This is a genomic window from Streptomyces sp. NPDC087300 (genome assembly GCF_044744425.1).
Classification (GTDB): Bacteria; Actinomycetota; Actinomycetes; order Streptomycetales; family Streptomycetaceae; genus Streptomyces.
The window spans coordinates 116,343-135,580 of sequence record NZ_JBIUYI010000005.1; the positions used below are offsets into that span (position 1 = coordinate 116,343).

The 19,238-nt window shown below is 71.6% G+C and carries 13 protein-coding genes; 8 read left to right on the forward strand and 5 right to left on the reverse strand.

What is annotated here, in order from left to right:
• The first annotated feature begins 92 nt into the window (after positions 1-92).
• Together ACIO9J_RS20945 and ACIO9J_RS20950 are read left to right on the forward strand one after the other, a co-directional pair.
• A complete protein-coding gene (locus tag ACIO9J_RS20945) occupies positions 93-2,120 on the forward strand; it encodes a SpoIIE family protein phosphatase (RefSeq protein WP_402003524.1) in 2,028 nt (675 codons plus the stop codon).
• A 9-nt stretch (positions 2,121-2,129) separates the two neighbouring features.
• Positions 2,130-2,990, forward strand: coding sequence for an Fpg/Nei family DNA glycosylase (locus ACIO9J_RS20950; protein ID WP_402001427.1), 861 nt, complete (start codon positions 2,130-2,132; stop codon positions 2,988-2,990).
• Positions 2,991-3,030: 40 nt separating this feature from the next.
• On the opposite strand, the gene ACIO9J_RS20955 is transcribed toward ACIO9J_RS20950, so the two are convergent.
• Positions 3,031-3,669 (reverse strand): zf-HC2 domain-containing protein, encoded by a 639-nt coding sequence (locus ACIO9J_RS20955; protein ID WP_402001430.1) that lies wholly within the window; start codon positions 3,667-3,669, stop codon positions 3,031-3,033.
• A 141-nt stretch (positions 3,670-3,810) separates the two neighbouring features.
• The gene (locus ACIO9J_RS20960; RefSeq protein ID WP_402001433.1) at positions 3,811-4,332 is read right to left on the reverse strand and encodes a hypothetical protein; all 522 of its coding nucleotides are present in this window, start codon (positions 4,330-4,332) and stop codon (positions 3,811-3,813) included.
• 290 nt (positions 4,333-4,622) lie between these two features.
• Here ACIO9J_RS20960 and ACIO9J_RS20965 point away from each other — a divergent pair, with 290 nt between their 5' ends.
• Positions 4,623-5,882: a CapA family protein gene (locus ACIO9J_RS20965; RefSeq protein WP_402001435.1), complete on the forward strand. Its 1,260-nt coding sequence runs from the start codon at positions 4,623-4,625 to the stop codon at positions 5,880-5,882.
• Here ACIO9J_RS20965 and ACIO9J_RS20970 read toward each other — a convergent pair.
• Positions 5,869-8,784 carry a glycoside hydrolase domain-containing protein gene (locus ACIO9J_RS20970; RefSeq protein ID WP_402001438.1) on the reverse strand — a complete coding sequence of 972 codons (2,916 nt, stop codon included), beginning with the start codon at positions 8,782-8,784 and terminating at the stop codon, positions 5,869-5,871. The genes ACIO9J_RS20965 and ACIO9J_RS20970 overlap by 14 nt on opposite strands.
• Before the next feature lie 98 nt (positions 8,785-8,882).
• Here ACIO9J_RS20970 and ACIO9J_RS20975 point away from each other — a divergent pair, with 98 nt between their 5' ends.
• The 4 genes from ACIO9J_RS20975 to ACIO9J_RS20990 all read left to right on the forward strand — a co-directional run bounded on the left by ACIO9J_RS20975 (position 8,883) and on the right by ACIO9J_RS20990 (position 13,837).
• Entirely contained in the window at positions 8,883-10,043 is a 1,161-nt protein-coding gene (locus tag ACIO9J_RS20975) for an ROK family protein (protein WP_402001441.1), read from the forward strand.
• 166 nt (positions 10,044-10,209) lie between these two features.
• A complete protein-coding gene (locus ACIO9J_RS20980) occupies positions 10,210-11,229 on the forward strand; it encodes an ABC transporter permease (RefSeq protein WP_402001444.1) in 1,020 nt (339 codons plus the stop codon).
• Complete coding sequence (locus ACIO9J_RS20985; RefSeq protein ID WP_402001447.1) at positions 11,226-12,161, forward strand: carbohydrate ABC transporter permease; 936 nt, start codon at positions 11,226-11,228, stop codon at positions 12,159-12,161. Before ACIO9J_RS20980 ends, ACIO9J_RS20985 begins: the two co-directional genes overlap by 4 nt.
• A 35-nt stretch (positions 12,162-12,196) precedes the next feature.
• Positions 12,197-13,837 (forward strand): hypothetical protein, encoded by a 1,641-nt coding sequence (locus tag ACIO9J_RS20990; protein WP_402001450.1) that lies wholly within the window; start codon positions 12,197-12,199, stop codon positions 13,835-13,837.
• Positions 13,838-13,843: 6 nt separating this feature from the next.
• Here the strand turns inward: ACIO9J_RS20990 and ACIO9J_RS20995 are convergent, their stop codons facing one another.
• Complete coding sequence (locus ACIO9J_RS20995) at positions 13,844-15,274, reverse strand: amino acid permease (protein ID WP_402001453.1); 1,431 nt, start codon at positions 15,272-15,274, stop codon at positions 13,844-13,846.
• Between the two features lie 111 nt (positions 15,275-15,385).
• Entirely contained in the window at positions 15,386-15,847 is a 462-nt protein-coding gene (locus tag ACIO9J_RS21000; protein ID WP_402001456.1) for a universal stress protein, read from the reverse strand.
• A 69-nt stretch (positions 15,848-15,916) separates the two neighbouring features.
• Here ACIO9J_RS21000 and lysX point away from each other — a divergent pair, with 69 nt between their 5' ends.
• On the forward strand, positions 15,917-19,219 hold the full coding sequence (gene lysX, locus ACIO9J_RS21005; RefSeq protein ID WP_402001459.1) for a bifunctional lysylphosphatidylglycerol synthetase/lysine--tRNA ligase LysX: 3,303 nt from the start codon (positions 15,917-15,919) through the stop codon (positions 19,217-19,219).
• Positions 19,220-19,238 lie beyond the last annotated feature (19 nt).

Sequence of the window (19,238 nt, forward strand, 5' to 3'; positions counted from 1 at the left end):
GTGGGCCCATGGACGCGGGAACCGGTGGGCACGCCCCGGCGGGGCACTGCCACTGCGGAACGCCGGACCCCGGCTGCGCGCACGGCTGTTTCATGGAGCTGTACGGGGCGGCCCTGCGCATGGGCCGCTTCGACTGGGACCTCGACAGCGGCCTCATGGAGATGGACGCCGCCGCTCACGCGGTCTTCGACGTACGCGCCGACGAATACGACAACCGGCCGGAGACCCTCGCCTTCCGCGTCCCGCCCGTCGAGGCGCACTCGCTCGACGAGATCGTCTCGCACGCCCTGAAGGACGGCAGCAGGGCCTACGGCGCCTACTTCCGGGTGCGCTGCCGCGACGGGTCCCTGCGCTGGACCCACACCCAGGGCCACATCCTGCGCGACGCCACCGGGCGGCCGCACCGCATCGTCGGCATCGTCAGCGACGCCGCGCGCGAACTGAGCGCGGGACCGCTGCACGAGCGGGCCGACGAGGAGGCCGAGCGGCGCCGCACCACCAGCATCGTGCAGGGCACCACCGCGGCCCTCGCGCACGCCCGCACCGTGCGGGACGTCATCGACGTGCTCAAGGACACCCACGGCCTCGCCCACCTCGGCGCGTCGAACCTGGTCATGGGCCTGGTCGAGGCGGGCCGGATCCGGCTGGTCGCCGAGGGGCCCAAGGGCAGTTACGTGCAGGGCACCCGCCTCACCCGCATCGACGAGGCGTACCCGATGGGCGAGGTCGTGCGCACGCTCGCGCCGCGCTACATCGAGACGCCCGAGGACTTCGCGGCGTCCTTCCCGCTGCTGTGGCCGCACATCGAGGAGCTCGGCATCACCGCGGCGGCCTATCTGCCGCTGATCGCGCAGGCCCGCCCCATCGGCGTGCTCGGGCTGCTCTACCAGGACAAGACCGGCTTCCCCGACGAGGAGCGCAACGTCCTGGTCGCGCTCGGCAGCAGCATCGCGCAGAGCCTCCAGCGCGCCATGCTCTACGAGCAGGAGAAGGACCTCGCACAAGGTCTCCAGCAGGCCATGCTGCCGCGCACCATCCCCGGCGTGCCCGGCGCCGAGATCGCGGTCCGCTACCGCTCCGCGGCGCTCGGCAGGGACATCGGCGGCGACTGGTACGACGTGATCCCGCTGCCCGGCGGCCGGGTCGGCGCGGTCATCGGCGACGTCCAGGGCCACGACACGCACGCGGCCGCCGTCATGGGCCAGCTGCGCATCGTGCTGCGCGCCTACGCCGCCGAGGGCCACACCCCCGCCACCGTCATGGCCCGCGCCTCCAGCTTCCTGCACGAGCTGGACACCGAGCGCTTCGCGACCTGCCTGTACGCGGAGGCCGACCTGTCCACCGGAGTGGTGCAGTTCGTCCGGGCGGGCCACCTCGACCCGCTCGTCCAGCTCACCGACGGCTCCTGCCGCCGCGTGCCCGTCGACGGCGGCCTGCCGCTCGGCCTGTCCGCCGAGTTCGGACGCCTCGACTACCCCGTCACCACCCTCGAACTCGACCCGGGCCAGACCCTGTTGCTCTGCACCGACGGCCTCGTCGAGGAACCCGGCGCCGACCTCGACGACGGCATGCGGGCGGTCGCCGAACTCGCCGCCACGGGCCCCCGCGACCTCCAGAAGCTCGCCGACCGGCTGTGCGGCATCGTCGACGGCAGGGGCGGGGAGGACGACGCGGCGCTCCTGCTGCTGCGCCGCCGCATGATCGACGCACCGCAGTCCGGCGGGCGCCTCCAGCAGCACGTCGCGCCGAGCGACCCCGAGGCGCTCGCCGAGGCCCGGCACATGATCAGGGCCGCCGTGCGCGCCTGGGGAGCGGGCGAGCGCGCCGACGAGATCGAGCTGGTCGCCGACGAGGTGATCACCAACGCGCTGATGCACACCGACGGTTCCGCCATCGTGACCCTGCGGGTCCTGACCGGCACCGACCGGCGGCTGCGCGTCGACGTGGAGGACTCCTCCAGCGCCCTGCCACGCCGCCGCGAGGCGGGCGAGTCGGGCGTCTCGGGCCGCGGCCTGCTCCTGGTGGACCGGCTCGCGGACGTCTGGGGCGTGGACGCGCGCGGCAGCGGCAAGTGCGTGTGGTGCGAGTTCATCGTGCCCGCGCGGAACGCGCGGGGCTGAGGGAGAGACATGCCAGAACTGCCCGAAGTCGAGGCGCTGCGCGCCTTCCTGACGGACCATCTGGTCGGCCGCGAGATCGTCAGGGTGCTGCCGGTCGCGGTCAGCGTCCTCAAGACGTACGACCCGCCGCCGACCGCCCTGGAGGGCCGTACGGTCACCGCGGTGGCCCGGCACGGCAAGTTCCTGGACATCGACACCGGCGGACCGCACCTCGTCACCCACCTGGCCCGAGCGGGCTGGCTCCAGTGGAAGGACCGGCTGCCGGACGGCGCCCCGCGCCCCGGTAAGGGCCCGCTGGCGCTGCGGGTGGCCCTGGCGACCGGCGAGGGCTTCGACCTCACGGAGGCGGGCACCCAGAAGCGCCTCGCCGTGTACGTGACCGAGGATCCGGCGACGGTCCCGGGGATCGCCCGGCTCGGCGCGGACCCGCTCGCCGCCGACTTCGACGAGGAGCGCCTGGCCGGGCTGCTCGCGGGTGAACGGCGGCAGATCAAGGGGGCGTTGCGCGACCAGGGCCTGATCGCGGGCATCGGCAACGCCTACAGCGACGAGATCCTGCACGCGGCGCGCATGTCGCCGTTCAAGATCGCGTCGAATCTCACGAAGGAGGAAGTCCATGGGCTGCATGTGGCGCTGCTGGCTACGCTGACCGAGGCGGTGGACCGCTCGCGGGGCGTCGCGGCGGGCCGCCTCAAGGCGGAGAAGAAGAGCGGCCTGCGCGTGCACGGCCGCACCGGCGAGCCGTGCCCGGTGTGCGGCGACACGATCCGGGAGGTGTCCTTCGCCGATTCCTCGCTGCAGTACTGCCCGACCTGCCAGACGGGCGGCAAACCGCTCGCGGACCGCAGGATGTCGCGGCTGCTGAAGTAGCGGCAGGCCGCAGGACCGCTGGAACCGGGTGCGTACGGCCCTACGGGCGGCGCAGTGTCAGCAGGAGCCGCCCGTCGGCCGTACGCACCTCGTAGCGGTCCGTGCGCGCCGGATGCAGGGCCGCCACCCCCTGGACCCGCACGGTGCGCCGGCCCATCCGCCAGGTGGTGACGGTCTGCTCGGCGCCGTCCACGCCGACGGCCACCAGTTCGCAGACCCAGGGGCTCGGCGTCTCCTCGCGCATCGTGAGCCCGAGCTCGGTGCCCCAGGCGCGCTCGCGGGCCGTCAGTGTCGCGGCGACCCCGTCGGGGCCGTGCGCGCTGAGGTGTGCCGATCCCGCGCCGGACGCGGTGATGACGCTCGCGGCCGGCGCGGCGACGGCGAGCACGACCGAAGCTGCGACCGCGCACAGCCACCGCCTGCGCCGCCCGCGCAGCCGGGCGCTCTCGCGCAGCAGCCTGCCCAGCAGCGCGGGGTCGGGCGCGGCGACCGGAGCCACCGATGCCGGTGTCAGCCGGCCGTACGTCTCCAATTGCCGTGTCGTGGCGCGGAGTTCGTCGAGCGCGAGCAGACAGGCGGGGCAGCCCGCGAGGTGATCCTCGAAGCGGAAGGCGTCCGCCGCGTCGAGGACGCCGAGCGCGTACGCGCCGGCGTCACGGTGCCGCTCCAGGGACCTCATGGCGTTCCTTGTCGGTGGGGTTGCTCCTCTCCCTCCGGTACGCGTCGGAACGCCGAATCACTCAAGCCGCGGGGCGCGCGTCACGATCGTGCGCCGTACGACAGGCGTCGCACTCCGCGATCGCCTCGTCAGAACAAGTCGTCAGAACAAGTGGATCGCCAGATGTCCGAGCGGCAGACCGAGCCGCCAGGCGGGCGTCCACACCTTCGGCCCCTCCTCGTCGCCGGGCACGGGACCGCCGCCGGGCACCGCGTCCAGGTCGGGGGCCAGCAGCTCGGTCTCCTGGAGCCAGCGCCAGGCCAGCTCGGCGAGTTCCAGGTCGGGCACCGATTCGCCGGTGGCCTCGGCGTCCTCCGAGAGCAGCGCCATGCGCCCGCGGACCCAGTCCTGCCACGGCTGGTCGTACGCCGTCAGGGACAGCCAGGTCTCCAGCTGGGTGACCACCCGGATCCCGGACAGCTCGCCCCTGCTGTCCGAAAGGAAGATCGTCAGCGCGAGCGCGTCACGTCCCGCGCGGTACTCGAAGGACGTGGGCGGCATCAGATCGCCGGTGCGCAGCAACTCGTCGGCGATGTACTCCGCGTACAACCACGCCATGGGGACGGTCAGTTCCCCGCTCCGGGGGCCGGGGCCCTCCGCGTTTCCTCTTGCCTCGTGCTGCATCCGCTCCGCCTTCCTCCGGTCCGTGCGCGTCCACCGGCCTCTGGCCCCCCAATCCGGAACACGGATGAGGACAGCCGAGTACCCAACAGGGGTGCTGAGCAAGGCGCTTTACGGATCCTTGACCCGGCCCACGGTTTCACCGCAGGTCGCGGGTGCCGTGTTGTTCGCGTCACAGGGCCGAACGGTGTGACTCCGTTTCAGGGACCTTGGCGGCATTGGTCCTTGATTCGGCGGCAGCTCCGTATGTGGATTCCTTTGCCCCATACATCCCGATCCACGGAGCCCGGCCGATGACGCAGCGCGTACGGAACGCACGGCACACACGGACCACCCCCACCACGAGAACCCCAGGCAGCACACGGAATCTGCGGCGCGCCACGGCCGCCGCGACGGTACTGCTCATCGGTGCCACCGCCGCCTGCGGGGCCGAGCCAGGCGACACGGCGCGGCAGCGGCCCGCCGCCCAGAACGTCTCGCAACGCCCCGCACCCTCGTCCGCGGGCGGCGGTACGGCGGACGCGCGCGGCTTCACCCTCGTCGCCTCCGGGGACGTCCTGCCGCACTCCTCGATCATCCGCCAGGCCAACACCGACGCGGGCGGCGACGGATACGACTTCGCGCCGATGCTCGCGGGCGCCAAGCCCGTCGTCGACACGGCGGATCTGGCGATCTGTCACATGGAGACGGTGTACGGCGCGGACGGCGACTACTCCGGCTACCCCAGCTTCAAGTCCCCGCCCCAGGTGGCCCGCGCCCTGAAGGCCACCGGGTACGACTCGTGCTCCACCGCCTCCAACCACACCCTGGACGCCGGTTCCGCCGGCGTGCGCCGCACCCTGGACGCGCTCGACAAGGCGGGCGTCAAGCACGCGGGCTCGGCCCGCTCGGCCGCCGAGGACAAGTCGCCCGCGTGGCTGCGCGCGGGTGGCGCGAAGGTCGCGCAGCTCGCCTACACCTACGGCACCAACGGCATCCCGCTGCCCAAGGGCAAGCCCTGGACGGTCGACCTCATCGACCGCGCCAAGATCGTCGCGGACGCGCGGGCGGCCCGCGGGGCGGGCGCCGACGTCGTGGTCGTCAGCCTGCACTGGGGCAGCGAGTGGCAGGACGAGCCCGACCGCCAGCAGTTGCGGCTCGGCAGGCAGCTCACCGGATCGCGCACCGGCGGCCGCCCCGACATCGACCTCATCCTCGGCACCCACGCGCACGTCCCGCAGGCGTACGAGAAGGTCAACGGCACCTGGGTCATCTACGGCATGGGCGACCAGATCGCCGGCAGCATGATCAATCACGAGGGCGCCCACGACCCGCGCGGCAACCAGGGCTCCATCGGCCGCTTCACCTTCGCCCCGCCCGCCAAGGACGGGGCCAGGTGGCAGGTGCGCAAGGCCGAGTTCATCCCCATGTGGTTCGACACCGACCCGGGCCGCGTCGTCAACCTGAACCGGGCGCTCGACCGCGGCGCCGAGGTGGGCGGCATCCGCGACCGCATCCGCCGCATCGTCCTGAGCAGGGGCGCGGGCAAGGCGGGCCTGGTCATGGGGAAGTAGGCCCGACGTCGAGCAGCCAGCCGCGTCCCGGCGCCACCGGGACCGGCTCGCCCGCGGCGAACCGCCGCTCCGGCTGGAAGCCCTCGACGGCGGGCGCGTACGCCGCCACCGGCCGCCCGCCCGCCACCGTGAGCACCACGTCGACCGGCTCGGCCGCCCAGGACGCCAGCGCGGTCGCCGTGCCGCCAGGGCCCTCCCAGGTGGTGGCGAGCACGTCGTCGCGGCCGGTGCGCACCGGCGGTTCGCCCGCCCACCAGCCCGTCATCTCCGCCTCGGTGAGCCGGAGCCGGTCGAACGCCCGCCACAGCGGCCGCACATCGGTCATGGGCGCCCGCGCCGTCATCCCGAAGACGAGCCCGCGCCACGGGTTGCCGCCGCCCTCCAGCATCTCGCCCATCAGCCCGAACGGGACGCCGGAGATCTCCACCAGCCAGTACGCCGGGTCGGCGCCGTCGGCCCCGTCGTAGTCGAAGAGCTCGCCGAGCCAGAGCCGGTCGACGTACGGGAGGAGTTCGGCGTACAGATTGGCGCTGGAGGCGAAGCCGTCCGCCTCCCGGTACTGGTTGCACGAGTGGAGGTCGATCACCGGTGTGGCCTCGCCGGACCGGGCGAGCGCCTTGCGGACCCGCTTCATCGTGGTCCTGTCGTACGCCACGTCGTCGAGGTAGAGCCCGTCGACGCCCACGGCCCGGCGCAGCCGCTCGATGCCGCACACGTGCGCGTTGTGCCAGCGCGAGTCGCCGGACGTGACGACCGCGACGTCGCCCACGTCGGGCGCCACCCAGCCCGGGACGTGTTCCTCGCCCAAGTGCTCCCTCAGCCAGGCGTGACCGCCGCCGGGCCCGGCGGCGAAGATCTCGTCGCCGAACGAGGCGAGCACCGGCAACTCCGGTGTGTGCCGGGTGAGTTCGCGCACCGTGTCGTAGACCTTCACGCGGACGCCGAGCCGATGGGCCTCGTCCGTGTAGGCGCGCAGCACGTCGGCGGCGAGCAGTGGGTCGTTGATGTAGGGATTGGGGGGCGTGGCGTGGTGCAGATTGACGACGTTCGCGCCGTACGCGGCGACCTCGCCCGGCGCGGCGTACGCGTGGTAGTAGCGCTCGCCGAGCTGGCGGCGGGGGTCGAGCGGCTTGAACGGGGTGAGCAGCAGCCGGAACTCGAAGCGGCGGCTCTCGCCCGCGCGCAGCCGCAGCGGCCCGCTGAACGCGGTGAGCGCGCGCACCCCGTCCGCCGTCCGCAGCCGCACCCCGCCCGCCCCTTCGCCCGCCCAGGAACGCGGGGTGACCAGGGGCTTCTCCCGGTAGTAGTTGGTGTTCAGGGGACGCGCGTAGTGCTCGTCGCGCAGCGAGAGCTGGAGGCCCGCCGCCGGGTCGCCGAGCCAGAACGCGTCCTGGTTGCGGGTGGGGGTGTCCCAGCTCCAGTCGTACGCCGCCGGGCAGGCGCGGCCGGTGAGGCCGAGCCCCATCGCGTACCGCGCGACGTCCTCGCGCACCGGCACGTCCAGCGTCACCTCGAGTTCGGTGTCGGCGGTCGCCGCCACGGTGGCCCGCACGACGAGGAACCCGTCGGCCTCCAACTCGCCTTCCGTGGACAGGATCACGTCCCGTCCGGTGGCCCGCGTCGACCAGCGCGCGCGGGCGGGGCCCGGCTGGTCGACGGCGAGCGGCGCGTACTCCAGGGGGCGCCCGATGCCGAACGCGAGCGGCGCCGCGAGCAGTTCGCGTTCGGGGCCGTCGGCTCGGGTCACGGAAGGCGTGAAGGTGGACGTGATCCGGTGCGGGAGCCCGTCGGGGCCCAGCTCGACCGCGCGGCCGAGGAGGGCCAGCCGGGGCCCGTCGGCCTTCACGGGGGCGAACGGCGGGACCACTTCGTCGTCCTGGGCCAGCGTCGAGTCCAGCCAGCCGAGCCGGGCGAGGTGCCCCGGCTCGCCCGCGCCGTGCTCGGCGACGACGCTCTCGCCGACGCTCAGCATCAGCGGGAGCACCCGCTCGGGGGCGCCCTGCGCACGGACCGAGATCTCCGCCTCGTACCGTCCAGGCGCCGCCCCCTCGGGCACGTCGATGCCGAGCCACAGCGCGCTCACCCCGCCCGCCGCCACCTCGACGCGGCGCTCGAAGGCGTCGCCGCGGGCGTCGGTGCCCCCGGTGCTCAGGCAGCGGGCGGGGAACGGCAGTCCGCGCACCTCGGCGTGGACGTCCGAGAGGTCGCTGAGGGCGTACACGCCGACCTGCACCGCGTAGAACTCCCCGCGGTCGGCTGCGCCCGTGAGCGGCTCGCCTGGCCCGGCCAGCGCCCAGCGCGCGGGCAGCCGCGCGTAGCGGCCCAGCGGATGCGCCCTGTCCTCGCCGAAGAGCAGGAACCGCTCGTCGGCGTGCGCCTGCCGGAGCGCGGAGCATTCGGCCGCCGTCGCCGCGAAGCCCAGCGGCGCGAACGAGTCGATCGCGCTCGCCGCCTCGTAGCGGAACGCCTCGGCGCGGGGGAGTGTTGCCCAGGTGCCGGGGTCGTCGAGCCCGCAGCGGTGCACCCAGCCGGGGTCGGCCGTCCTGGTCGGCGGGCGGTAGGCGGCCTGCGGGTAGTAGGGCTTGCCCGTGTGCGCGTACGGCAGGTAGTGCACGGCGTACGCGCCGGGCCCCGCCGTCGGCTCGAAGGCGATGCGGCCGCGTTCGTCGGTCACCTCCACGGCCACGGTGTTGTGCACGCGCAGCCCCGAAGGGGCGAGGACGATCACGTCCACGTCGCCGGCCGTGGAATCCTGGCGCCGCCACGGGAGTTCGGCCGCGACGGCCGGTGCCGCGGCGGTGACGTCCACCAGCAGGCGATGATTTCCGTAGACGTCCTGATCCCAGATGCCGATGCCGCACTCCAGCTCGGGATGGCCGGGTCGCGGTCCTGTCTCACCCATCTGTTGCTCCCCAAGGGCGCTGTTTATTAGGTAAGTTTCTCAATCGCTCCGGGTCACCCTGGGGATGAACCGATCATGCTGTCAAGGGGGAGGAACCCATGAGTGGTGACCCGTTGAGTGGCGACCCGTCACTGCTGCGACGGCTGAACACGGCGGCCGCGCTGCGCGTGCTGCGCGAACACGCCGAGATCACGGTGCCGGAACTGGCCTCCCTGATCGGCGTCTCCCGCCCCACCGCGCAGGACCTGACCGCCCAACTCCTGCGCGAGGGAAGGCTCGTGGAGCTGTCGCCGGGCAGCGGAAACGTCGGCAGGCCGGCCCGCCGGTTCCGCTTCCGCGCCGAGGCGGGCCATGTGCTCGGCGTCGACATCGGCGCGCACAAGGTCCTGGTGATCGCCGCCGACCTGCTCGGCCGCACGGTCGCCGCCCGGCGGGTCGCCGTCACGCCCGAACTCCCCGCACGGGAGCGGCTTGACGCGGTGCGCAGGGCCGTCGCCGACTGCCTGGCCGCACCCGAGGCGGCCGCCGTGCGGCCGCTCGCCACCGGCGTCGGCACCAGCGGCATGGTCGACACCGAGGGGCGCGTCGCGGTCAGCGACTCGCTGCCCCAGTGGACGGGACTCGACCTCGCCAGCGAACTCGCGGGCGCCGCACCCGGACCCGTGGTGGTGGGCAACGACATCCAGCTCGCCACCCTCGCCGAGTGCACCGGCGGCGTCAGCGTCGACGTGCGCGACTGCGTGTACCTGTACGTCGGCAACCGGCTCGGCATCGGCCTGTGGCTGGGCGGCGAACTCCACAGGGGCCACCACTCGGCGGCCGGTGAGATGGTCGCGGGGGACGGCTGGGAGATGTCCTACCAGCGGCTTCTCGACTGGTTCGCCGGGCACCAGGGCGCGGAGAAGCCCACCCGCGAGAACGCGGCGCGGGCCGTGGTGACCGCCGCGGCAGCGGGCGACGGCGGCGCCCGCTACACCCTGCGGGCCTTCGCCGAATGCCTCGCCGACAGCCTCACGCGCCATGTCGCCGTGCTCGATCCGCGGGCGGTCGTGCTCGGCGGCGGCATCTCCCGCGCGGGTGCCCTGCTCAGCGAGCCGTTCGCGAGTCGCCTCGCCGAACGCTGCCCGTACGCGCCGCAGGTGCGCACCTCCGTACTCGGCGAGGAATCGACCGCAATCGGGGCAGCCCGTCTCGCACTGGACCAGTTGGAGCAGATGCCGCACACCGACCGCGCCGCGCAGAAAAGTCCAACCCCTTAGCACGCGCGGGTGGTTGACGGGCGCGGGCGGCCCTTCCATGATGTGGCTCTCTTTCGGCAAGTTGGCTTCTTTATTCATCCCGCCCGAGGCGACCCCTGCGGGCGACCCCTGAGAAGCCGGCTGTCGGTGTCCCCATTCCGTCGTGCCGCAAGGCCAGGGAGAACGAGTGACATCCCCTGCAACGCGACGCAGGCCACAGGCCGCGTCGCCCCCCGCGTCCGTGTCGAAGTCGACGTCCACGTCCCCCTCCGGGAAACCGGGCCCCACGCTCCACAAGCGACCGCCGTTGCGCGTCCGGCTGCGCGACAACTGGGTGATGCTGGCCCTCATGGCCCCCGGCGTGCTCTTCTTCGTCGGGTTCTTCTACGTGCCGATGCTGGGCAACGTCATCGCCTTCCAGGACTACCAGCCCTTCATCGGCTTCAAAGAGAGCCCGCTGGTCGGCCTCGCCAACTTCCAGGAGCTGTTCGCCGATCCGGCGTTCTGGGAGGCGGTCCGCAACACCCTGGCCTTCGCCGCGCTCCAGCTGATCTTCTTCTTCCCCGCCCCGCTGGCCCTCGCTCTGCTGATCAACAGCCTGATCAGCCCGCGCATCAAGAAGTTCGTGCAGAGCATCGTCTATCTGCCGCACTTCATCTCGTGGGTCCTGGTCGTCGCGCTCTTCCAGCAGGTCCTCGGCGGCGCCGGCCTGGTCAGCAACTACCTGCGCGAGCACGGCCTTTCCGCGCTCGACGTGATGAGCGACCCCAACACCTTCCCGCTCCTGATCACCGGACAGGTGATCTGGAAGGACATCGGCTGGGGCATGATCATCTATCTGGCGGCGCTCGCCAACGTCGACCAGAGCCTCTACGAGTCGGCGGCCGTCGACGGCGCGGGCCGCTGGCGCCGCATGTGGCACGTCACGCTGCCCGCCGTACGCGGCGTCACCATCATGCTGCTCGTGCTGCGCCTCGGCGACGTGCTCTCCGTCGGCTTCGAGCAGTTCCTGCTCCAGCGCGACGCGGTCGGTGCCCGCGCGGCGGAAGTCCTCGACACCTACATCTACTACCACGGCGTCGTCTACGGCGACTGGGGCGTCGGCGCGGCCGCGGGCCTGGTCAAGGGAGTCATCGGCGCCCTGATGATCTGGGGCGCCAACAAGGTCGCCCACGCCTTCGGAGAGCACGGGGTGTACAGCAAATGAGCAGCTTCGGATTCCCCCTGCGCTCCAAGGGCGAACGGCAGCGGATACGCGAGGAGCGGCCCGCCTGGGAGGAGCCGCCCTCCAAGATCGGCTCGGCCGCCAAGGCCGTCGTCATCACGGTCATCTGCGCCGTGATGGTGCTGCCCTTCCTCACGGTCCTCTCCACCAGCCTCGCGTCGCGCGAGGAGATCACCGAGGCCGGCGGCTTCGTCCTGTTCCCCTCGGAGCCGACCCTGGAGGCCTACCGCACGGTCCTCTCCGGCGGCATCGTCTCGCGCGCGGTGGTCGTCAGCGTCCTGATCACCGTGGTCGGCACGGCGCTGTCCCTGCTGACGACGATCGCCCTGGCGTACGCCCTGAGCAAGCGCGGCGTCCCCGGCGGCAAGCCGATCCTCCTGATGGTCCTCTTCACGCTGCTCTTCGCGCCGGGCATGGTCCCGATGTACGTGGTGGTCAAGGAGCTCGGACTCCTGGACTCCTACTGGTCGTTGATCCTGCCCGTGCTGATCAACGCGTTCAATCTGGTGGTCCTGCGGGCGTTCTTCATGAACATCCCCGAGGAGCTCTACCAGGCCGCCCGCATCGACGGCGCGGGCGACTGGCGCATCCTCACCCGCATCGTGCTCCCGCTGTCCAAGGGCGTCGTCGCCGTCGTCGGCCTCTTCTACGCCGTGACGTACTGGAACGCCTTCTTCAACGCGATGCTCTACCTCAACGACTCGGGCAAGTGGCCCATCCAGCTGGTCCTGCGCACCTACGTCGTACAGAACAAGTCCATGACCGCCGACCAGCTCGGCATCGCCCACATGCCGCCGCAGCAGTCCCTCTCCATGGCCGTGGTCATGCTCGCGCTCCTGCCGATCCTGGCGCTCTTCCCCTTCCTCCAGAAGTACTTCACCAAGGGCGTGCTCACCGGCGCCATCAAGGGCTGACCCCTCCTCACACGACCTCATCCGCGGAGATTCCCATGACCGGCATGTCCCGACGCACCTTCCTGAGCCTGTCCACCGCCGTCGCCGCGGGCGCGGCCGCCACCTCCCTGACGGGCTGCGGCTCGGCCGCCAAGAAGACCGGCGAGGCGGCGTCGGCGAAGGTGAAGCTGCCTTCGTACGTCCCCTTCACCAAGATCAAGCCCGATCTGCCGCCGAACGCGAAGGGCCTCTCCGCGGGCTTCCTCTCCTACCCCGACAAGCTGGTGCGCAGCGTCGCGAAGACCCCGGGCGACGGCTCGAAGGTCACGCTGCTCACGGAGATCTGGACGCAGCCGCCCACCCCCAAGGGCTCCAACGCGTACTGGGAGAAGGTCGACAAGGCGCTCGGCGTCGACCTGACCGCGATCCTCGGCACCGACCCCGGCTACGAGCAGAAGTTCTCCGCCGTCATCGCGGGCGGCGACCTGCCCGACCTGCTCTGGATACCGCCCAACCAGGGCATCCAGCACATCGCCGAGCTGCTGGAGGCCAAGTGCGCCGACATCACCGAGTACGTCTCGGGCGACGCGGTCAAGACGTATCCCAACCTCGCGGCGATGACGCCCGCGCACTGGAAGACGGCCGTCGTCAACGGCAAGATCTGGGGCGCGCCCGTGCCCTACCCGGCGTTCGGCCAGGTCTACGCGGGCAATCCGAAGGTGTGGGCGAAGACGGACGGCATCCAGGCGTCCGGCACCGAGGAGTTCCTCGACAAGTGCAAGGAGGTCACCGGCGGCAAGACCTGGGCCCTTGAGCCGATCTACGTCAACGCGGTCAACGTCCTGTGCCAGTCCTTCGGCGCCCCCAACAAGTGGCGGCAGAACAAGGACGGTTCACTCACCTGGTTCCAGGAGACCGACGAGTACACCGCGGCCCTCGACTTCGTCGTGAAGCTGAAGAAGGCCGGGGTCTTCTACCCGGGCGACCCCAAGATGGCCGACGCGTACATCAAGATGGCGCAGGGCGCGATCGGCGCCACCGTGCACGCCAACCCGTACAACGCGCGCAACGACATCCGCGTCCAGGACCCCGAGCTGGCGTCCGAGATCATGATCCCGTTCGCCGCGGGCGGCAACCAGCCCCACCACCACTACCACCTGGGCACCATCGGCTACACGGCGATCAAGAAGGGCGACGAGAAGCGGGTGCGCATGCTGCTGCGCGTCCTGGACTACCTGGCGGCGCCGTTCGGCAGCAAGGAGCGCGAGTTCCTCGAATACGGCGCCGAGGGCGAGGACTTCACGTACGACAAGCACGGCTTCCCCTCCCGTACCAAGCAGGGCAAGCAGCAGGTCGAGGGCCTCTACAGCGGACTGCAGACCGCGACCACCTCGCCCTTCGCGCTGATCGCCTCCAGCTTCCCCGGCGACGAGCGCGCCCAGGACGTCAAGGACGTGTACGCGGCCGAGCAGAAGCTCATCGAAACGGCCGTGCGCAATCCCACGGTCGGCCACTACTCGGACGCGTACACCCAGCACTACGGGCGCATGTCCACCGAGGCGACCGACCTGGTCAACGACATCGTCAGCGGCCGCAAGAAGATCGGCGAGTGGAAGCCGTTCTGGGCCGAGTGGAAGAACAAGGGCCTGGAGCAGATGGCCCGCGAATTCCAGAAGTCGATCGAGAAGAGCGCCTGACGCGCGCTACTCGGGCGCGTCCCGCGGCGCCGGGTTCTTCGCCAGCTCCGACCTGCGGTAGGAGTACCCGAAGTACACGCCGAGGCCGAGCACGAACCACACGGCGAACCGCACCCAGGTCTGCCACTGGAGGAACGTGATCAGCCAGAGGGAGAAGACGACCCCGAGTGCCGGGACCACCGGCATTCCGGGGCACCGGAAGGAGCGCGGCAGCTCGGGCTGCTTGTAGCGCAGCACGATCACCGCGACACACACCACGACGAACGCCAGCAGGATCCCGATGTTGGTGAGCTCGGCCGCCTCGCCGATCGGCAGGAACCCGGCGATGGCGGCCGACGCGACCCCCACGATCCAGGTCACACGGGTCGGCACGTGCCGGGTCTCGTGGGTCTTCGCGAACCACTTGGGCAGCAGCCCGTCCCGGCTCATCGAGAACCACACGCGCGTGCAGCCCAGCATGAACGTGAACATCACCGTGAGGATGCCGATGATCGCGCCCACCGCGATGACGTCCGCGAGGCCGCCGAGGCCCACCGCCTTGAAGGCCGAGGAGAAGCCGCTCTCCGGGTCGACGTCCTTGTAGCTCTGCATGCCGGTCAGGACCAGGCAGGCCAGGACGTAGAGCACCATCGAGATCGCCAGGGAGTACAGGATCGCCTTCGGCATGTGGCGCTGGGCGTCCTTGGACTCCTCGGCCGCCGTGCTCATCGCGTCGTAGCCGAAGACGGCGAAGAAGACCGTCGCCGCGCCCGTGAACGCGCCGCTGACGCCGAAGGGGAAGAACGGGTCGTAGTTGCCGGTGTCGATGTGGAAGAAGCCCACCGCGATCACGACGAGCACCACGATCACCTTGAGCACCACGACGATCATCTCGAAGCGCGCCGCGTTCTTGATGCCGAGGGTGAGCAGATACGCGATGAACAGGCAGAGCACCGCGGCGAACAGGTCCACCCGGTGCCCGTCACCGGTGCCCGGCGCGCCCATCATCCAGTTCGGCAGCTCGGCGCCCAGCTCCTCGACCAGGAAGCCGAAGTAGCCGGAGATGCCGATCGCGACGACCGCCACGATCGCGGTGTACTCAAGGAGCAGGTCCCAGCCGATGAACCAGCCGGTCAGCTCGCCGAGCACCACATAGCCGTAGGTGTACGCCGATCCCGCCTTCGGGATCATGCCCGCGAACTCGGCGTAGGAGAAGGCGGCGGCCGCGCTCGCGACGCCCGCGATCAGGAACGAGATCAGGACCGCCGGCCCCGCGGTGCCGTTGGCCACGGCGCCCGCGAGGCTGAAGATGCCGGCCCCGATGATGCCGCCCACGCCGATCGCGGTGAGCTGCCACAGTCCGAGCGTGCGGGTCAGGCCACCGCCCGACTCGGTCTCTTCGATGTTCTCGATGGGCTTGCGGCGCAGTACGCCGTGCCCCATCCGGAGTCCGGCCATGGGCCTCACCTTTTCGCAGACGGCATCGGCTGACGGCGGATCATGATGGCCCAGCACCGCCCGCGACGGAAGACGCCGCGCCCTGCCCGTGGCGCGGCGGCCCCGGGCAGGTCAGGGAACGACGGTGACCGGCCAGCGGCCCGCCTTCACCAGACGCACCGCGACGGAGCCGACGATGCGGTGACCGGCCTGCTCGGAGGCGCCCACGACCACGGCGTCCGCCTTGAGGTCGTCGGCCGCGGTGACCAGGCCGCTGTAGGGGTCGCCGCGGAAGGTGTGGAACTCCCAGCGCACGTCGAATATGTCCTTCACCCGCTCGGCCGCGTCACGGATCTCCGTGATCAGTCCCTCGGCGATCTCGTCGGTGGTCTCCGCGATCGGGGCGCCGAGCGCGGCCCCCGCGGCCATCACCGGCTGGATGTACACCACGGCGAGCAGGGCCCGCTGGCGTCGGGCCAGGCCTCCGGCATATGCCGCCGCGCGGAGCGAGGAATCGGAGCCGTCGACTCCGACGACGATCACCTTCGGCCCGTCGGTGCCGCGTTCGAACTGTGGGGACTGGTCTTCGTTCACGCCGAGAGGTTAACGGAGGCCCGTACGGCTCGACGGGCGGGGAGGCGCGGGACTTCCTAGAGTCGACCCATGACTGTCAGCACGGAGGTGGCCGACACCGGCGGCCGGATAGCCCGGCGCGGCGGATTCCTGAGCCGCGTCCCCGAAGGCTTCGCCGCCTTCTTCGGCACGCTCGGCATCTTCTGCGCGGTCCTCGCCGTCATCGCCCCGCTGCGTCGGCTGCTGCTCCCCGTCATCCGCTTCCTGGACCTCATCACGGTCCCGGTCAGCGCGAACCTCGCGTACGCCGTCTTCCTCTTCCTGCTCGCCGCCGCCACGGCATCGCGCAAGAAGGTCGCGTGGTGGCTCGTCGTCAGCTACCTGGGCCTGCTGCTCGCCTTCGACGTGCTCGGCGCCGCCCTCGGCTACTGGGCAGAGTCGCTGCCGTCCTTCGTCATCTGCGGCGTCGCCTTCGTGGTGCTCATCCTGGCCCGCAAGGAGTTCTCCGCGGACTCGCGGCGCGGCGCGGTCTGGCGGGCCATCGCCGTCCTCGCCGCGGGCCTCGGCATCGCGATCCTGGTCGGCTGGGGCCTGGTCGAGCTCTTCCCCGGGACACTGCCGCGCGGCGAGCGGCTGCTGTGGGCGGCCAACAGGGTCTGCGGCGGTCTGATCCACGGCCGGGACTACTTCGACGGCAGCCCGCCACGCGGCCTCTACTTCTGGCTCGGCCTCTTCGGCGCGCTCGCGCTCCTGAACGCCGCCGCGACGCTCTTCCGCTCCCAGCGCATGGAAGCGGCGCTGCACGGCGACGAGGAGCCCCGCATCCGCGCGCTGCTCGGCGCGTACGGCGCACAGGACTCGCTCGGCTACTTCGCCACCCGCAGGGACAAGGCCGTCGTCTTCTCGCCCAGCGGCAAGGCGGCCGTCACCTACCGCGTCGAGGCCGGGGTCTGCCTGGCCAGCGGCGACCCGGTGGGCGACCGCGAGGCCTGGCCGCACGCCATCGGCGCCTGGCTCGACGTGGCGCGGCGGTACGCCTGGCAGCCCGCCGTCATGGGCGCCTCCGAGGACGGCGCCACCGCCTACGCCCGCTCGGGGCTCGGCGCGCTGCAACTCGGCGACGAGGCGATCCTGCACGTCGCCGACTTCGACCTGGACGGCCGCGACATGCGCGTCACGCGCCAGGCGGTGAACCGCGTCCGCCGCACCGGCGCCACCACCCGCATCCGCCGCCACTCCACCCTCACCGACGAGGAGATGGAGGAGATCATCGACAAGGCGGACGCCTGGCGGGACACCGAGACCGAACGCGGCTTCTCCATGGCGCTCGACCGGCTCGGCGACCCCGAGGACGGCGACTGCCTCCTGGTCGAGGCGCTCGACGCCGAAGGCAAGCTCCTCGCGCTGCTCTCCCTGGTGCCGTGGGGCAGGGACGGCATCTCCCTCGACCTGATGCGCCGCGACCGCTCCGCGCCCAACGGCGTCATGGAGTTCATGGTCGCCGAGCTGTGCGAGGCCGCCCCGAAGGCCGGTGTGCGCCGCATCTCCCTGAACTTCGCGGTGTTCCGCTCGGTCTTCGAGGAGGGCGGCCGGATCGGCGCGGGCCCCGTCCTGCGGCTGTGGCGCAAGCTGCTCCTGTTCTTCTCCAAGTGGTGGCAGTTGGAGGCGCTCTACCGCTCCAACGCCAAGTACCACCCGGAGTGGTACCCCCGGTTCATCTGCTACGGCGACAGTGGCGCGCTCGCCCGCATCAGCCTGGCCTCCGGCATCGCCGAGGGCTTCGTCTCCGTGCCCTCCCTGCGCCAGCTCTGGGGCAAGGGGCACCACAGGCCCAGGGGCGTCACCCAGCCCGCCACCACCGAGGGCCTGCCCTCCATCGCCGCCCTCGGCCTCGCGGGGCAGGACGGCGCCGCCGACGCCGACCCCGCCTCCAGGCTCCCGGAACAGATCCGCATCCGGCACCGTAAACTCGCCGACCTGCGCGCCGCGGGCGTCGACCCCTACCCGGTGGGCGTGGCCGCGCGCACCCACGAACTGGCCAACGTCACCGGTGACATGACGGGGGATCAGGTCACCGTCGCGGGCCGCGTCATGCTCGTACGCGACTTCGGCGGCGTCGTCTTCGCCGTCCTGCGCGACTGGTCGGGCGACCTCCAGCTCGCCCTCAGCCGCGACACCGCGGGCCCCGACGTCCTCGACCGCTTCACCACCGGCACCGACATCGGCGACCACATCACGGCCACCGGCACCGTCGGCACCAGCGACAAGGGCGAGCTCACCGTCTTCGTCACCCACTGGCTGCTCACCGGCAAGTGCCTGCGCCCGCTGCCCGACAAGCGCAGGGGCCTGACCGACCCCGAGGCCAAGGTGCGCCGCCGCTACCTCGACCTGGTCGCGAGCCCGGCCGCGCGCGACGTGGTCCGCGCCCGCTCCACCGCCGTCCAGGCGCTGCGCCAGGGCCTCCTTGACCGCGGCTACCTGGAGGTCGAGACGCCGATGCTCCAGCAGATCCACGGCGGCGCCAACGCCCGCCCCTTCACCACCCACATCAACGCCTACGACCTCGACCTCTATCTGCGCATCGCCCCCGAGCTCTACCTCAAGCGGCTCTGCGTCGGCGGCATGGAGAAGGTCTTCGAGATGGGCCGCACCTTCCGCAACGAAGGCGTCTCCTACAAGCACAACCCCGAGTTCACGATGCTGGAGGCCTACCAGGCCTTCGCCGACTACGACGTGATGCTCGACCTCACCCGCGAGCTCATCCAGGGCGCGGCGACGGCCGCGTTCGGCAGCCCCGTCGCCCACAAGGCGGACGCCGGAGGCAAGCTCGTCGAACACGACATCTCGGGGCCCTGGCCGGTGAGGACCGTCTTCGGCGCGATCTCCGACGCGCTCGGCGAGGAGGTCGACGCCGACACCCCGCTGCCCGCGCTGCACCGGCTCTGCGACCGGGCCGAAGTGCCGTTCACGACGGACGACGGGCGCGGCGACGTCGTCCTGGAGATGTACGAGCGGCTCGTCGAGGAGAAGACGACGCTGCCCACCTTCTACAAGGACTTCCCGACCGACGTCTCGCCGCTCACCCGGGAGCACCGCGGCGACCCGCGCCTCGCCGAGCGCTGGGACCTCGTCGCCTTCGGCACCGAACTGGGCACCGCTTACTCGGAGTTGACCGACCCCGTGGAACAGCGCAGGCGGCTGACCGCCCAGTCGCTGCTGGCCGCCGGGGGAGACCCGGAGGCCATGGAGCTCGACGAGGACTTCCTCGACGCCCTCGAATACGCCATGCCGCCGACCGGCGGCCTGGGCATCGGGGTCGACCGGCTCGTCATGTTCCTCACCGGCCTGACCATCAGGGAGACGCTGCCCTTCCCGCTCGTACGCCGCACCTGACGGCTCGGCCGCGGCCGCC

Coding starts and splice junctions, on each gene's coding strand:
- ACIO9J_RS20960 (WP_402001433.1), bottom strand. CDS start 4,332: ATGCAGCACGAGGCAAGAGGAAACGCGGAGGGCCCCGGCCCCCGGAGC.
- ACIO9J_RS20990 (WP_402001450.1), top strand. CDS start 12,197: ATGACCGGCATGTCCCGACGCACCTTCCTGAGCCTGTCCACCGCCGTC.
- ACIO9J_RS20965 (WP_402001435.1), top strand. CDS start 4,623: ATGACGCAGCGCGTACGGAACGCACGGCACACACGGACCACCCCCACC.
- ACIO9J_RS20995 (WP_402001453.1), bottom strand. CDS start 15,274: ATGGCCGGACTCCGGATGGGGCACGGCGTACTGCGCCGCAAGCCCATC.
- lysX (WP_402001459.1), top strand. CDS start 15,917: ATGACTGTCAGCACGGAGGTGGCCGACACCGGCGGCCGGATAGCCCGG.
- ACIO9J_RS20985 (WP_402001447.1), top strand. CDS start 11,226: ATGAGCAGCTTCGGATTCCCCCTGCGCTCCAAGGGCGAACGGCAGCGG.
- ACIO9J_RS20950 (WP_402001427.1), top strand. CDS start 2,130: ATGCCAGAACTGCCCGAAGTCGAGGCGCTGCGCGCCTTCCTGACGGAC.
- ACIO9J_RS20970 (WP_402001438.1), bottom strand. CDS start 8,784: ATGGGTGAGACAGGACCGCGACCCGGCCATCCCGAGCTGGAGTGCGGC.
- ACIO9J_RS20975 (WP_402001441.1), top strand. CDS start 8,883: ATGAGTGGTGACCCGTTGAGTGGCGACCCGTCACTGCTGCGACGGCTG.
- ACIO9J_RS20945 (WP_402003524.1), top strand. CDS start 93: ATGGAGCTGTACGGGGCGGCCCTGCGCATGGGCCGCTTCGACTGGGAC.
- ACIO9J_RS20955 (WP_402001430.1), bottom strand. CDS start 3,669: ATGAGGTCCCTGGAGCGGCACCGTGACGCCGGCGCGTACGCGCTCGGC.